Source organism: Streptomyces sp. NPDC056580 (genome assembly GCF_042793175.1).
Taxonomy (GTDB): domain Bacteria; phylum Actinomycetota; class Actinomycetes; order Streptomycetales; family Streptomycetaceae; genus Streptomyces.
Map to the genome: position 1 here is coordinate 203928 of NZ_JBHTVE010000017.1, position 14737 is coordinate 218664.

Annotated in this window: 12 protein-coding genes; 6 read left to right on the forward strand and 6 right to left on the reverse strand. The window is 75.7% G+C overall.

Going from position 1 to position 14737, the window contains the following annotated elements; genetic code table 11:
* Nucleotides 1-59 precede the first annotated feature (59 nt).
* Nucleotides 60-887 carry a peptidoglycan-binding protein gene (locus ACFQ9Z_RS32695; RefSeq protein WP_383027862.1) on the forward strand — a complete coding sequence of 276 codons (828 nt, stop codon included), beginning with the start codon at nucleotides 60-62 and terminating at the stop codon, nucleotides 885-887.
* 140 nt (nucleotides 888-1027) lie between these two features.
* Nucleotides 1028-1510: a flavin reductase family protein gene (locus ACFQ9Z_RS32700; protein WP_383027865.1), complete on the forward strand. Its 483-nt coding sequence runs from the start codon at nucleotides 1028-1030 to the stop codon at nucleotides 1508-1510.
* Nucleotides 1511-1551: 41 nt separating this feature from the next.
* On the opposite strand, the gene ACFQ9Z_RS32705 is transcribed toward ACFQ9Z_RS32700, so the two are convergent.
* The 5 genes from ACFQ9Z_RS32705 to ACFQ9Z_RS32725 all read right to left on the reverse strand — a co-directional run bounded on the left by ACFQ9Z_RS32705 (nucleotide 1552) and on the right by ACFQ9Z_RS32725 (nucleotide 8817).
* Nucleotides 1552-3948, reverse strand: a complete 2397-nt coding sequence (locus ACFQ9Z_RS32705) for a SpoIIE family protein phosphatase (RefSeq protein ID WP_383027869.1) — start codon at nucleotides 3946-3948, stop codon at nucleotides 1552-1554.
* Nucleotides 3949-4060: 112 nt separating this feature from the next.
* Nucleotides 4061-4435 carry a hypothetical protein gene (locus ACFQ9Z_RS32710; protein ID WP_383027874.1) on the reverse strand — a complete coding sequence of 125 codons (375 nt, stop codon included), beginning with the start codon at nucleotides 4433-4435 and terminating at the stop codon, nucleotides 4061-4063.
* 449 nt (nucleotides 4436-4884) lie between these two features.
* The gene (locus ACFQ9Z_RS32715) at nucleotides 4885-5802 is read right to left on the reverse strand and encodes a MurR/RpiR family transcriptional regulator (protein ID WP_383027947.1); all 918 of its coding nucleotides are present in this window, start codon (nucleotides 5800-5802) and stop codon (nucleotides 4885-4887) included.
* An 81-nt stretch (nucleotides 5803-5883) separates the two neighbouring features.
* Nucleotides 5884-7542: a phospholipid carrier-dependent glycosyltransferase gene (locus ACFQ9Z_RS32720; protein WP_383027881.1), complete on the reverse strand. Its 1659-nt coding sequence runs from the start codon at nucleotides 7540-7542 to the stop codon at nucleotides 5884-5886.
* A 627-nt stretch (nucleotides 7543-8169) separates the two neighbouring features.
* The gene (locus ACFQ9Z_RS32725) at nucleotides 8170-8817 is read right to left on the reverse strand and encodes a nucleoside/nucleotide kinase family protein (protein ID WP_383027885.1); all 648 of its coding nucleotides are present in this window, start codon (nucleotides 8815-8817) and stop codon (nucleotides 8170-8172) included.
* Nucleotides 8818-8937: 120 nt separating this feature from the next.
* Between ACFQ9Z_RS32725 and ACFQ9Z_RS32730 the strand changes: the two genes are divergently transcribed.
* Both ACFQ9Z_RS32730 and ACFQ9Z_RS32735 read left to right on the forward strand, forming a co-directional pair.
* On the forward strand, nucleotides 8938-9678 hold the full coding sequence (locus ACFQ9Z_RS32730; RefSeq protein WP_383027890.1) for an HAD family hydrolase: 741 nt from the start codon (nucleotides 8938-8940) through the stop codon (nucleotides 9676-9678).
* A complete protein-coding gene (locus tag ACFQ9Z_RS32735; protein ID WP_383027895.1) occupies nucleotides 9675-12017 on the forward strand; it encodes a glycoside hydrolase family 65 protein in 2343 nt (780 codons plus the stop codon). Before ACFQ9Z_RS32730 ends, ACFQ9Z_RS32735 begins: the two co-directional genes overlap by 4 nt.
* A 34-nt stretch (nucleotides 12018-12051) precedes the next feature.
* Here the strand turns inward: ACFQ9Z_RS32735 and ACFQ9Z_RS32740 are convergent, their stop codons facing one another.
* Nucleotides 12052-12435 (reverse strand): BlaI/MecI/CopY family transcriptional regulator, encoded by a 384-nt coding sequence (locus ACFQ9Z_RS32740; protein WP_383027898.1) that lies wholly within the window; start codon nucleotides 12433-12435, stop codon nucleotides 12052-12054.
* A 108-nt stretch (nucleotides 12436-12543) separates the two neighbouring features.
* Between ACFQ9Z_RS32740 and ACFQ9Z_RS32745 the strand changes: the two genes are divergently transcribed.
* Together ACFQ9Z_RS32745 and ACFQ9Z_RS32750 are read left to right on the forward strand one after the other, a co-directional pair.
* The gene (locus tag ACFQ9Z_RS32745; RefSeq protein WP_383027903.1) at nucleotides 12544-14052 is read left to right on the forward strand and encodes a hypothetical protein; all 1509 of its coding nucleotides are present in this window, start codon (nucleotides 12544-12546) and stop codon (nucleotides 14050-14052) included.
* Between the two features lie 137 nt (nucleotides 14053-14189).
* Nucleotides 14190-14678 (forward strand): DUF5709 domain-containing protein, encoded by a 489-nt coding sequence (locus ACFQ9Z_RS32750; protein ID WP_383027910.1) that lies wholly within the window; start codon nucleotides 14190-14192, stop codon nucleotides 14676-14678.
* The last annotated feature ends 59 nt before the right edge of the window (nucleotides 14679-14737 follow it).

Consider the following 14737-nt stretch of genomic DNA (forward strand, 5'->3'; position numbering starts at 1 on the left):
CCGTATCCCAGGCCGGGGGACCGCGGACGTGCGTACGCACGGGACGGAAGGAGAGCAGGGTGCCGACACCGCCCGAGCCTGAACAGCCGCGCCCCGGACCGGCCCTGGAGCCGGTCCGCGTCCTGCGCCCGCGCCGCTTCGACGCCCTCGCCGAGCTGATGCGCGAGATGCACCCGGACCCGGGGCCGCCCGAGCCGGGGCCGCCCCGGCCCGGACCGAGGGAGCCGGGAGCGGACCGGCCCGGGCCGAAAGAGCCGGGAGCGGACCGGCGGGTGCCGCGCACAGGCGCGCCGCACGGTCCGGTCGCGTCCCGGCACGGGGCGTACGAGTCCTTCGGCCCGGCGCCCGGAGCGCCCCCGGCCGCCGAGGACGACACCCAGGAACTGCCGCCCGTCCCCGCCGCCCCGCGAGCCGGCGGCCCCGGTCCCGGAGCGCGCCGTGCCGGCGTCGCCCTCGCGGTCGCCGCGGCCGCGCTCGTCGGCTTCGGCTGCGCCCTGCTGCTGCCCGCCCGCCAGGACGCCACCGCCGCCCCGCGGCCCTCCCGCTCCGCGGCGCCGGCCCCGGCCGACCCCGCCCCGGCCGACCCCGCCCCGGCCGACCCCGCCCCGGCCGCCCCCGCGGGCACCGCCTCCACCGACCCGGACGGCCCCGGCACGCTCCGGCAGGGCGACACCGGCCCCGAGGTCACCGAACTGCAGCAGCGGCTGCTGCGCGTCCCCGACGTCTACCGCGACGGCTCCACCAGCGGCACCTACGACGCCCCGCTCACCGAGGCCGTGGCCCGCTTCCAGCTGTGGTACGGCATCAGCGGCGACGAGACCGGCGTCTACGGGGACGACACCCGCCGGGCGCTGGAGTCCCGCACGGCACCCGGCGCCGGCGGCTGACCCGGCGGCGCCGCGACACGCTCCTGCCGCCTGCGGTTCGGCCCGGCCCCGCCGGGGCACTCTGACCGCACCCGACGTCTCCGGCGGGCGTCCGCGACGCCGGAAGCGTCGGGCGCCGGTGCGGACGGGAGCTGGGTGGCATGACGGACGTGACGGGCTTCTTCCGCCGGCTGGATCCGGACCTGTGCGTGGTGACGGCCGCCGCGGGCGGCGAGCGGGCCGGCTGTCTCGTGGGCTTCGCCTCGCAGTGCTCCATGCGGCCGCCGAGGTTCACCGTGTGGCTGTCCAAGGCCAACCGCACCTACGAGGTCGCCCGGGCCGCACACTGCCTCGCGGTGCACCTGCTCACCAGCGACCAGCGGGAACTGCTGGAGCTCTTCGGCGGCGAGACCGGCGACGAGGTCGACAAGTTCGCGCGGGTGCCCTGGCGGGAGGGGCCCGACGGCGCCGTCGTGCTGCGCGACATGGCGGCCTGGTTCGTCGGCACCATCCTGCGCCGCACCGACGGCGGCGACCACGTCGGCTTCGTCCTCGATCCGGTACAGGGCGGCGGGGGCCGCGGCGGGCCGCTGCTCCGGCTGTCCGACGCCAAGACCGTCGAGCCCGGCCACCCGGTGGCCTGAACCGCCGGCCCGCGCGGGCGCGGCCGGGACGCGCCGGTCCCCTACTCCTCCGCCGGCGGCATCCGGATGTCCAGCACGCAAACGTCGTCCCGCCGCTCGCCGGGCACCATGGTGGCGAGCAGCGCCTCCAGCGACCCGTCCGCTCCGTGCTCGTGTACGCGCACCGCGTCGGCCATGCGGGCGAGGCCGGCGTCGATGCCCTCGCCGGGGCGCTCCACCAGGCCGTCGGTGTACAGCAGCAGCCGGTCCCCGGGTTCCAGGCGGAGCTGGGCCGACTCGTAGACCGGCGCCGCGCTCGCGCCGAGCAGGATGCCCCGGGGGCGGTCGAGGTAGCGCACCTCGCCGTCGCGCACGAGCAGCGGCGGCGGGTGGCCGGCCTGGGTCCAGGCCAGGACGCGGGCCGCCCGGTCGTAGCGGGCGAGCACCATGGTGGCCGTGGACCGGGCGTCCCGCGTCTGCAGCAGGAGCTGGTTCAGCCGCGCCAGCGCGCCGGTCAGCGAGGAACCCGTGCTGACCATGCCCTTGGCGGTGAACCGCAGCTGCGCCATGGTGGCCACCGCGCCGACGCCGTGACCGGCCACGTCGCCCACCACGAACAGCGCGGCGTCGTCGGGGAGTTCTATGGCGCTGAACCAGTCCCCGCCGACGTGCACGCCGGACTGGGCGGGCAGGTAGGCGACCTCTACGCGCAGCCCGGCCAGCCGCACCGGCTTGCTGGGCAGCGGCAGCAGCGCGTGCTGCAGCCGGGTGGCCAGCGCCCGCTCGGCCTGCAGGACGCCGCGCTGCAGCAGCATCTCGCGTTCGCTCTCGGCAAGGGCGAGTTCGGCGCTGCGCTGCGCGGTGAGGTCCTGGACGAAGCCGTGTACCTCGGCGAGGGCGCCGTCCGGATCCGTCACCGCCTCGGCGACCATCCTGAGGTGCCGCACCTCCCGCGGGCCCTGGAGGCGGAACGGCACGTCGAACCACTCCGCCCGCCGGGCGAGTTCGGTGACCGCGCGGCGCAGCGCGGGCGCGTCCTCGGGCAGCGCGAGGCCGGGCAGTTCCTCCAGGGCGACCGGTCCGCGCGCGGGGTCGCGGCCGAGCACCGCGAAGACCTGCGCGGACCAGGTGATCTCCCCGGTGACCAGGTTCCAGTTGGCCCAGCCGAGGTTGCCGAGCCGCTGGACGTCGGCCAGCCGCTGCTTCTGGAGTTCCGCGGGGTCGTGCCGCAGCCAGGACACCAGGAGTCCGTCGCCGTACGCCGCCGCCCGCACCGAGTAGATGCCGCTCACGGGCACCCGGTCGATGGTGTCCTGGTAGGCGAAGGGCTCGCTCTCGAACGGCGTCCCGGTGGTGAGCGCGTCCAGGTAGCCGTGCCACAGCGGCTCGCCCGCGACGGTCGGATAGCTCTCCAGGATGTGGCTGCCGACCATCTCACGGCCCGCCCGGCCGAACACGTCGACCGCCCCGGGAGTGGCGGCGTCGATGCGGTAGTCCTCCACCTCACCGGAGGCGGCGCGCAGCGGGGTCAGCAGGATCGCCGCCCCGGGCAGGGCGTCGAGCACCGACTGCACGCTCCGGGCGGTGGTGTGGACGGGGTGTTCCGGCGGGGCGTCGAAGGCGCGCAGCCGGCCCGCGCACAGCCGGGCGACGGCCCGCAGCAGCTCCCGCTCGCGTGCCTCGAACGGTCGGTCCTGCCGGCGCAGCACGCCGAGCGCGGCACCGGACGCGTCCCCGCCCGGCACCGGCAGCCAGGCCCGCGACGGCCAGCGCTCGGGCGGGTCGCCGATTAGCAGGTAGCGCTCCCGGTCCGCGGCCGGGTCCTGGAGCCAGCGCGGCTCGCCGGCCCGCAGGGCGTCGAGCGGGGGGACGCCGGAGACCGGCGGTACGTGGTGCCACTGGGTGGCGAGGGTCGGCTCGATCCCGGCGTGCCCGAGCAGTCGGAGCCCGCCGGCGGGCAGCCGCTCGTAGAGCATGACGGCGTCGGCGCCCGCCTCGGGCGCCAGGTGCTCCAGCAGGCACGCGGCCAGCTCCTGCGGCGAGCCGACCCGGACCAGGGCCCGGCCCACCCGCCCCAGGACGTCGGTCAGGTCGCCGGTGCCGGCGGCCGGGGCGTCCCAGCGGCCGGCGGCCGGGGGCGGGCCGGCATCCGCGGCGGCGGCCCGCTTGGCCGGCAGGAGGGCGCCGAGAGTGAGCCAGCACTCCTCCAGGAGCGTGCGGTGACCGGTCCTGGCGCGTCGCAGCAATTCGTCGTGCGCCGCGTCGGGGGAGCAGCCGGTCACCGCCATGAGGGCGCCCTTGGCCCGCTCCAGCAGGGCCGACGTCGCCGCCTGGTCCCGCAGCCGCTCGAGCTGCGCGCGCTGCCGGGCCACGACTCTGGCCAGCGCCGCCACGTCGGCGCGCGTGCCGGGGTCCGCCGGGGGCACGGGCTCACTCGTCACGGGTCGAGCATCGCACATCCGGGCCCCTGGATCACTCGTCTGCCGCAGCGGCTTCTCCGGCTCGCCGGGAGCTGCGCACCGGCCGTGGAAGGGCGGTCCCGGGCGGTGGGCGGGTGCCCGGCCGTCGCGGTCAGCGGCCGGTGCCGCGTCCGGCCAGCGCCTCGCTGACCGCGCGGACACTGCGCGCGATGTGCTGGAGCTGCATCACCTCGGCGGCGTACAGCTTGATCGTGTGTTCGATGACCGACTCCGGCAGTCCGAGCACGGGCAGTTCGGACCGGGCCGTCTGCAGCGCGGTCCGCGCCACCCGGATCTCCTGCTGGACCTGGATCTGCGCGTGCCGCGCGAGCAGGACGGGATGCCGGATCAGCGCCGGGTAGCTGCCGTAGCGCGCCGGGACCAGTTCGCGCAGCCACTTGGCCGCCGAGCGTTCCCAGTCGTAGGTGCCCGGTGTCTTGACCTGGCAGGGCCAGTCGGGACTGATGCGCGTGGTGGTCAGGGGCATGGGTCTTCGCTTCCGGTGTGCGGCTCGTGCGGGTGGTCCGCCGGTTGGGGCGGCCCCGGCCTAGGGGATGACCGGGGCCGCCACGGGCGCGCCGCCTGGGCGGTGCGCCACCGGACGTCCCTGGTGCCGCCGTGGGTAGGGAACGGCGGCTCGGGGCGTCCGAGCGGGTGCCCCGGACGAGGACCGGCGCGTCGTGCGGGCTTGGGTGCGCATGCGGTACGTCGTCCTTCTCGGGGCGGTTCGCGGGGCGGGCCCGCGGGGGCGGACCTCCCCGGAGCGGGCCGGGTGCGATCCGTGAGCAGTATTTATATATGCCATCGGCTTGGCAAGACGTATGAAAACATTCATGCGCGGTATGGGCTGAATGATCCGCGTACGGCGAAGGATTTGCGTGTCGGTGGCCCGCGGCGGGGAAGATCTGGCCCGGAGCGGGCCGCCCGGCGGAAGGATCAGTCCCGGAGGAAGAAGTGGTGCTGGTCCGCGCCCTGTTCGTACTTCTCCAGACGCGCCTGGGTGCGCTCGGGGTCGGCGTCGGTCATGGCCTGCAGGATCGCCGAGGCCAGCACACCGGGCGCGGCGTAGGAGTCGAACACCAGCCGGGAACCGGTGCCCGTGGCGAAGACGGCGTCGGCCTCCTCGGCCAGCGGCCCGAGCGCCAGGTCGGTGATGAGGGCGACCTTCAGCCCCGCCTCCCGGGCCACCCGCAGCGCGGTGAGCGTCTCCCTCGCGTGCCGCGGCATGGAGAACGCCAGCACCCAGGTGCCGCCCGCCTCACGGGCCTGCAGCAGCGTGTCGTAGGCCACGCTGCCCCCGCGCGTCACCAGCCGCACGTCGGGATGGATGCGGCGGGCGGCGTAGCCGAAGTACTCCGCCAGCGACACCGAGATGCGCAGGCCCAGGACGGTCAGCGGGGTGGAGCGGGACAGCTCCCGGCCGACCCGGATCACCCGGTCGGGGTCGGCGACGTCGCGGCGCAGGTTCTCCAGGTTCTGGATCTCGGCGTCCACCGCGGCCTGCAGCTCGTTCGCCCGGTTCTCCTCGCCGGGCCCGCCGGCCAGGCCGCTCAGCGCGATCGACTGGAGCTTCTCCCGCAGCGCCGGGTAGCCGCTGAAACCGACGGCGGCCGCGAAGCGGGTGACGGAGGGCTGGCTGACGCCGACGCGGTCCGCCAGCTCGGTGATCGACAGGAAGGCGGCCTCGGTGATGTGCTCGATCAGGTACTGGGCGACCCGGCGCTGCCCCGGCGACAGTTGCGGGCCGTCGAAGAGTTCCCTGAGCTGGGAGGTCGGAGCCGCCTCGGCCTCCGGCACCGCCTTGCCCGAGGTGATCGCTGATGCCTGGGCGCGTGCCTGCTGCGGCGAGGGCACCGGTCCGCCTCCATTGTCTCCCACGACCACTCAACATAGCTCACCGGCCTTCATGAGCAGGGGGTTTACCGGGCTGCGGACTCACCGCCGGTACAGGGTGATCGAGTGCCCGACCTCGCCGACCGGGCGGCTGGAGCCGATCAGTTCCGCCAGCCCGCCGCGCGCCTTCGCGGCCGCCGAGTCGGACACGGCCAGCAGCCCGTGCACCCGCTCCGGCGCCACCGCGCGCGGGTCGCGGGCGGTGATCCCGTAGTACGACGGCACCCCGCTGCCCTTGTAGACCAGCCACACCCGCTCGCCCGGGTACCGCTGCCGCAGCCGGGCGGCGAGCCGGCCCAGGTCCTGGCCCCAGTCCACGTTGGAGTCGTGCAGCAGCCGGTGGGTGCGGGCGGGACCGCCGAACGCCTCGTTGGCGTACGGCAGGTAGTACGGGAAGGTGCGCAGCGAACTCACCGCCACCAGCAGCACCAGCAGTACCACCGGGGCACCGGTCCGCCGCCGGCGCACCGCGAGCACGCACGCTCCGGCCACCGCGAGGAACACCGGCACGAACACCGCGTACCGGGTGCCGAGGTCGCGGGAGCCGGTCATCGCCGCCGCCAGCAGCACGGAGGGCGGCAGGAGCAGGTACGGCGCGACGGGCCGCAGCCGCCGCACCGCCACGGCCAGGGCGGCGCCGGCCGCGCCCAGCGCCAGCAGCCCGAGCGGCGTCTTCACCAGCAGCGCGGCCGGCAGGTAGTACCAGCGCGAGCCCGTGTAGAGGTGCCCGAAGAGGTAGCCCTGCCAGTGCTGGTTCTCCAGGCCGAACTGCAGCCGCATCCCGGCCCGGTACGCGGGCGGCAACGGCAGCAGGTCCGTGAGGAGCCCGCGCGGGCCGTGCACGGCCGGCACCGGCTCGGCCGGGTCGAACCGCAGCCGCGGATCGACCGCCAGATAGCTCGCCCAGACCACCGCGGCCGCGGCCACCGCCACGGCCGTGGCCGCCCCGGCCGACCGGAGCACCCGCCCGCCGCGGCCGGCGCCCCACACCGACACCACCGCCAGCACCATCACGACCGGTACGGCCGGCAGCGCGCTCATCCTGGTCGCCACCGCCGCCCCGAGCGCCACGCCGGACAACGGCAGGCAGAGCCGGGGCCGGCGCCGCGCCCGCCACACCAGCCACACCGACGCCAGCACGGAACCCGCCGCCGGCACGTCCAGCGTGGCCAGCGAGCCGTGCGCGATCACATCGGGGGAGAAGGCGTACAGCGCGAGCCCGGCCAGCCCGCCCGCCGTGCCCGCCACGTCACGCGCGAACGCGAACACCACCAGACCGGCCAGCAGGGTCAGCGCGATCACCGGCAGCCGTGCCCACAGCATCAGCCGCCAGGGGTCGTTGCCCGACTCGTACAGCAGGTGCCGGCCCACTTCGCCCTGGTCGCCGGCGAACGCCGGGTCGTAGCGCGGATCCGCGACCGCCACCCCGGCCGCGATCAGCAGCTTGCCGAGCGGCGGATGCTCGGGGTTGTAACGCACCCGGTGCTCGCGCAGGTAGTCGGTGGCCGTGGCCACGTACACGGGCTCGTCGATGGTGGGCGTCTGCTGGACGGCCGCCGTGACCATCGCGGCCGCCATCTGGGCCAGCAGCAGCGCCACCAGCAGCGGCACCGGCCACCGCCGGTGCCGCGACAGCCAGGCGAGCCGGCCCGGCCGCGTCCGGGTCCGCGCCGAACCGCCGTCACCGGTCGCCCCCGGCACCAGCACCGCACCGGCCGCGCGGCTTCCCGGCGCGGGGGTTGCATCGGCCGCCTGGCTCCCCGGTGCGGGGATCGCGTCGACTGTGTGGGTTTCCGGTGCGGGGGCCGTACCAGCTGTGTGGCTTTTCGGCGTCGGGGCTGTGCCACCTGTGTGGCTTTCGGGCGTGGGGGCCGTACCGCCCGCGTGTCTCTCCAGCGCGGGGATCGCGTCGCCTGTGTGGCTTTCGGGCGTGGGGGCTGTAGCGGCTGTGTGGCTTCCCGGCGCGGGGATCGCGTCGGCTGTGTGGGTTTCCGGCGCGAGGGCTGTACCGGCTGTGTGGCTTTTCGGCGTCGGGGCTGTGCCGCCTGTGTGGCTTCCGGGCGTGGGGGCCGTATCGCCTGTGTGGCTTCCGGGCGTGGGGGCCGTATCGGCTTTGCGGCTTTCCGGCGCGGGGGCCGCACCGCCCGCGTCGCTTTCCGGCGCGGTGGCCGTACCGCCCGCGTCGGCCCCGTGCTGTTCGCGCGCCGTCATCCGTGCCGCTCCCGCCGCCGGGGCGCCGCCGCTGCCCGGGTCGCACCGGCCGACCTTCCGCCCCGCACACGGGTACGGCCGGCGGCCCGGAGCGGTTCAACCCCGGAGCCACGCCGCCTACGGCGTGGGCAGCGCACCGGCCGGCACCACCAGGTCCGCCCGGTCCCGAGTCGTCGCGATCAGCTCGGCGTTGCGCTGGTCCGTGCCGCGCACCCAGGCCTCCGCCGCCGCGCGCTCCTTGCCGAACTCCACGTGCCGGGCGACGAGCCGCCGGAACCGCTCCTCCTCGTCGATCTCGCAGAACCACACCTCGTCCAGGCACGACCGCACCCGGGCCCACGAACCCTCGCGCAGCAGCAGGTAGTTGCCCTCGGTCACCACCAGCCGCGCGGTCGGCGGCACCGGGATCGAGCCCGCGACCGGCTGCTCCAGCACCCGCTCGAACCCGGGCGCGTACACCACCTCGCCGGTCTCCTCGCGCAGCCGCCGCAGCAGAGCCGCGTACCCGGCCGCGTCGAACGTGTCCGGCGCGCCCTTGCGGTCGCGGCGGCCCAGCCGGTCCAGTTCGGCTTCGGCCAGGTGGAAGCCGTCCATCGGCACGTGCGCCACCCAGGGCGGCCCGCCGGAGTTCAGGGCCCGCACCAGATGTTCGGCCAGGGTCGTCTTGCCGGCGCCCGGACCGCCCGTGACACCGAGCAGGGCGCGCCGCCCGTGGCCGGCGAGGGCGCGGGCACGGACGAGGAGGTCGTCGAAGGTCAGCGGCACACCGGAGAGTGTGTCACCCGCGGCCCGGCCGGGTGGGACCGCGGGGTGCGGGCGCACGGCCATGGACCGTGTGGCCCGCGACACCCACTGGACCGCGCCCGACGGGGAAGAGTGCTGAGTATGACTCAGCTCGGTCTGCCCGATTCCATCCAGGCCTGCCTCTTCGACCTCGACGGGGTCGTCACCCGGACGGCCGTCGTGCACGCGGCCGCCTGGAAGGAGACCTTCGACGCCTTCCTCAGTTCCTACGAGGGCGAGCGGGGACGGCCGTTCGACGAGGTCGCCGACTACGACGAGTACGTCGACGGACGCCCGCGCGCCGACGGGGTCCGCGCCTTCCTCGACTCGCGCGGCATCCACCTGCCCGAGGGCGGTCCCGACGACCCGCCGGACGCCCTCACCGTGCACGGCCTCGGCAACCGCAAGAACGTCCTGCTGCTGGAGAGGATCCGCACCGGCGGCGTGGAGGCCTACGAGGGCACCCTGCGCTACCTGGAGGCGGTGCGCGCCGCCGGACTGCGCACCGCGATCGTCTCCTCCAGCGCCAACTGCCGTGACGTACTGCGGTCCGTCGGCGCCGAGCACTTCTTCGACGTGCGCATCGACGGCGTCGTCGCCGCCGAGCGGAGACTGCCGGGCAAGCCCCGCCCCGACACCTTCCTCGCCGCCGCCCGCGAACTGGGCGTCGAGGCGGACCGGGCGGCCGTCTTCGAGGACGCGCTGGCGGGCATGGACGCGGGCCGGGCGGGCGGCTTCGGTTACGTCGTGGGCGTCGACCGGACCGGACAGGGCGAGGCGCTGTACGCGCACGGCGCGAGCGTCGTCGTCAAGGACCTCGCCGAGCTGGGAGGCAAGCGGTGATCACCCACCGGTCGTACACGGTCGAACCGTGGGCGGTACGCGAGACGGACCTGAACCTCGACGTCCTCGCGCAGAGCGAGTCGGTGTTCGCGCTGTCCAACGGGCACGTCGGCTGGCGCGGCAACCTGGACGAGGGCGAACCGCACGGCCTGCCCGGCAGCTACCTCAACGGGGTGCACGAGCTGCACCCGCTGCCGTACGCCGAGGCCGGCTACGGCTATCCGGAGTCCGGGCAGACGGTCATCAACGTCACCAACGGGAAGATCATCCGGCTGCTGGTCGACGACGAGCCGTTCGACCTGCGCTACGGCCGGCTGGTCCGGCACGAGCGGGTGCTGGACCTGCGCCGCGGGGTGCTGGAGCGCACCTGCGAGTGGACGTCCCCGGCGGGTACGACGGTCCGGGTGCGCTCCACCCGGCTGGTGTCGCTGACCCAGCGGGCGGTTGCCGCGGTGGCCTACGAGGTGGAGGCGGTGGGCAGCCGCAGCCGGGTGGTGATCCAGTCCGAGCTGGTCGCCAACGAACAGCTCCCCGGCGCGAGCGGCGACCCGCGCGCGGCGATGGCGCTGCAGTCGCCGCTGGAGCAGGAGGACGGCTTCGCCTCCGGCGACCGGCTGCGGCTGGTGCACCGCACCCGGCGCAGCGGCCTGAGGGTGGCGGTGGCCGCCGACCACGTGGTCACCGGCCCGGAGCGCACCACGACCCGCAGCGAGGCGGACATCGACGTGGCCCGGCTGACCGTCACCTCCGTGCTGGAGCCCGGCCAGACGCTGCGGATGGAGAAGATCGTCGCCCACGGCTGGTCCGGCACCCGCTCGCTGCCCGCGATGGCCGACCAGGTCGACGCGGCCCTCGCGGCCGCCGCGCACGACGGCTGGCGGGGACTGCTGGACGACCAGCGGGCCCACCTGGACGACTTCTGGGACCGCGCGGACGTCGAGGTGGACGGTGACGAGGAGATCCAGCAGGCCGTGCGGTTCGCGCTCTTCCACGTGCTGCAGGCGGGGGCGCGCGCCGAGCGGCGCGCGATACCCGCCAAGGGGCTGACCGGCTCCGGGTACGACGGGCACGCGTTCTGGGACACCGAGATGTTCGTGCTGCCCGTCCTCACCCACTCCGCCCCCGAGGCCGTCGCCGAGGCGCTGCGCTGGCGGCACAGCACCCTGGACGAGGCCCGCGAGCGCGCCGCCCAACTCGGGCTCGGCGGGGCCGCGTTCCCCTGGCGGACCATCCAGGGCGCGGAGGGCTCGGCCTACTGGCCGGCCGGCACCGCGGCCTTCCACGTGAACGCAGGCATAGCGGACGCCGTCCTGCGCTACGTCGAGGCCACCGGGGACCTGGACTTCGAGCGCGAGACGGGGGTGGAGCTGCTGGTGGAGACGGCCCGCCTGTGGCGCTCGCTGGGCCACCACGACCACCACGGCGTCTTCCACATCGACGGTGTCACCGGACCCGACGAGTACAGCGCGGTCGCCGACGACAACACGTACACCAACCTGATGGCACGCCAGAACCTGCTCGCGGCGGCGGACTGCGTCGAGCGGCACGGGCGCGAGGCGCAGCGCCTCGGTGTGGACGAGGAGGAGAGCGCGGCCTGGCGGGACGCCGCCGAGGCCATCCACATCCCCTTCAACGACGAACTCGGCGTGCACGAGCAGCACGCCGGCTTCACCCGCTACCAGCGCTGGGACTTCGCCGGCACCCGCCCCGAGCAGTACCCGCTGCTGCTGAACTTCCCCTACTTCGACCTCTACCGCAAACAGGTCGTCAAGCAGGCCGACCTGGTGCTGGCGATGTACACGTGCGGCGCCTTCTTCGACGACGAGCAGGTGGCCCGCAACTTCGCCTACTACGAGCCGCTGACCGTGCGCGACTCCTCCCTGTCCGCCTGTGTCCAGGCCGTCATCGCCGCCCAGGCCGGGCACCTGCGGCTCGCCTACGACTACACGGCCGAGGCGGCCCTGATGGACCTCGCGGACCTGGAGCACAACACCCGGGACGGGCTGCACATCGCCTCGCTGGCCGGTACGTGGATGGCGCTGGTCGCGGGCTTCGGCGGGATGCGCCAGGACGGCGAGGGCCTGCGCTTCGCGCCCCGACTGCCGGAGCGGCTGCGCCGGGTCGCGTTCCGCCTGCAGTACCGCACCCGCCGCCTGCACGTGGAGATCGGCGCCGAGAAGGCCACCTACACGCTCCTCGCCGGCCCCCCGCTCAGGCTCCACCACCACGGAGAGGCGCTGACGGTCGGCGCCGACGAGCCGGCCGTGCGCGCCGTGCCGCCGGTGCGCCCGCGTACCGTCCCCCGGCAGCCCGCGCACCGGGCGCCGAGCACCCGGTGAAAGGCCGGTCAGGCGGGGTCCGTCCCGCCGGACCTCAGGCGCCGTTCGCGGTGAGCAGCTCGCGCAGCGCCCGCTCCTGCTCGGCGCTCAGGCCGGTCACGAACTGACGGAGCGCGCCGATCGGGTCCGGCCCCCGGTCCAGCGCCTCGCGCATCGCCTCGGCGGTGGCCTGGGCCGCGTCCTTCGCCGGGCGGTAGCCGCCCCGCCGGCCGTCGGTGTCCCGCAGCACCAGCCCTTTGTCGTTCAGGCGTTTGAGGATGGTGTGCACCGTGTTGTAGGCGAGCGCCCCGTCGACCTCGGCCTGCACCTCCGCCGGGGTCAGCGGCCGGTCGGCGGCCCACAGGGCGGCCAGCACCTCGCTCTCCAGTTCCCCGGCGCCGCGCCGCTGCGCCCGGTCGTGGGGCCCTCTGCCAGCCATGGCCCAACCTTACAGCGCGTAGGGCCGGCGGCCGGACGGTCCGCCCGCCGGGCACAGCGGGATGGTTCGCGTTACTTTGGCCGTGTTTTGGCCGAGGGAGAGGTGACCATGGCCGGCATCGCACAGGCGACACGCGAGGCGGCCCGGCGGGCGCGCACACGCCGCGGGTCCGCCGGCGCGCGCCGGACCCGCCGCGCCCGGCGCACCCGCCCGGCCCGGTCGCTCGCCGCCGTCGCGGCGGTCTTCACCCTGGCCCAACTGCTGCTCGTCCGGCCCGGCATGGGCCTCGGCTGGGACGAGACGGTGTACGTCAGCCAGGTCAGCGCGCACGCCCCAGCGGCCTTCTTCAGCGCACCCCGCGCGCGCGGGGTCTCCCTGCTCGTCGCCCCCGTGGCGGCCTGGTCCTCGTCCACGGTCCTGCTGCGGATCTACCTCGCCCTCCTGTCCGGCCTCGCCCTGTACCTGGCCCTGCGGGCCTGGCGCGGGCTGTTCCCGGACCGTGTCCTCGCCCTGGCCGGCGCCCTGTTCGCGTCCCTGTGGGTGACCCTGTTCTACGGTCCGCAGGCCATGCCCAACTACTGGGTGGCCGTCGGCGCCCTGGCCGCCGTCGCCTGCGCCCTGCGCGCCCGCGCGGACCGCCGGGACCGGGCCGCGCTGTGGGGCCTGGCCGCGAGCGGCGCGCTCATGGCCTGGATGCGCCCCATGGACGCGGTCTGGGCCGCCCTGCCGCTGCTCGTGCTCGGCCTGTCGCGCCGCCGCCGACGGCTCCTGGCGGCCCTCCTCGCCGGACTCGCCGCCGGGGCCCTGGAATGGGTGATCGAGGCATACGCCGGCTACGGCGGGCTCGCGCGGCGCCTGGCCGACGCCTCGGCGATCCAGGGCGGACTGGGCCTGCACATGGCGGTCGCCGACCAGCTCCGCAGCCTCGGCGGGCGGGCCCTGTGCCGGCCCTGCACCGGCCCGCCGCCGCACCCGCTGGTCACCGCCTGGTGGTTCGCGCTGCCCGTGGCCGCCGGGGTCGGCCTGGCGATCGCGGTCCGGGCCCGGCGGACCGCACCCACCCTGCTGCCGCTGGCCTGCGGGGTGACGGCGGCCTTCCCCTACCTGTTCATGATCGGTTACGCCGCGCCCCGCTTCCTGCTCCCGGCCTACGCCCTGCTCGCGATCCCCGTCGCCGAGGCGCTGCTGCACCCGCTGACCATGGGGCCGGGGACCCGGCGGACGGCGGCCGCGACCCTGGTCGCGCTCTGCCTCGCCGCCCACCTCGCCGTCCAGCTCGCCGTCCTGACGGCCGTCGTCGGCCGCACCACCGCCGCCCACCGGGACTGGTCCCGCACGGCCGCCGCCCTGCACCGGCTCGGCGTCCGCCCGCCCTGTCTCCTCACCGGCCACGAGTCCATCCCGGTGGCGTTCTACGCCGGCTGTTCCTCGGCGGCGACGTCGGGCCACAACGCCAACAGCACGGACGCGACGATCACCCGCGCCGCCCGCCGCACTCCCGTCGCCGCACTGGTGCCCACGGGCTCGCGCCCACCCGGGTACGCCCGCACCTGGCCCTCCGTCCCGCTCACCGGGGTGCGCCTCTACTACGCCGTACCGGGGCCGCCCGGCGGCTGAGCGAGCGGCCGGACCGGCCGGGCCGCGGCGCGCGCGCCGGGGAGGACCGGCCGGTGACGAGATCGACGAGCGAGATTAGGCAGCGGACCTGCGGGAACGCGGACCGGGACCGAGCGCGTGCCGAGACGGAGGCGACGATGAGCGATCAGCAGGCCGGCCAGAGCCCGATGGCGGACGACGCCTACCAGCCCACCGGGAGCAACGAGGAACAGGAGGACGCCGGCCCCCTCGACCTGGAGGACGCGCTGGACGAGCGCGACTACGACGACATCCTCGACGAGGGCTACTCCCCGCCCGAGCGGCCCCTCGGCGTCACCAAGCACGGCACCACCGCCGCCGAGCAGCACGAGGGCGAGACGCTCGGCGAGCGGCTCCGCCAGGAGGTGCCGGACGTGCAGCCGCCGGCGGGCGACGGGACCGGGGACCTCCCCGGCGGCGAGGGCGAGCCCGTCGACCCGGAGGCGGGCGACGCCAGGGCGGGCCGACTGGTCGCCCCCGACGAGGGAGCCCATACGGACGCCACGAAGGAGGAGGTCGCCACCGACGTCGGGATCGACGGGGGAGCGGCCGGCGCCGAGGAGGCGGCCGTGCACGTCGTCGAGGAACCGGAGGGCGGGGCGCCCTAGGGGCGCCAGACCGCCGGACCGGAGCCCGGCCGTGGACCGGACGCCGCGGCGTCCGGTCC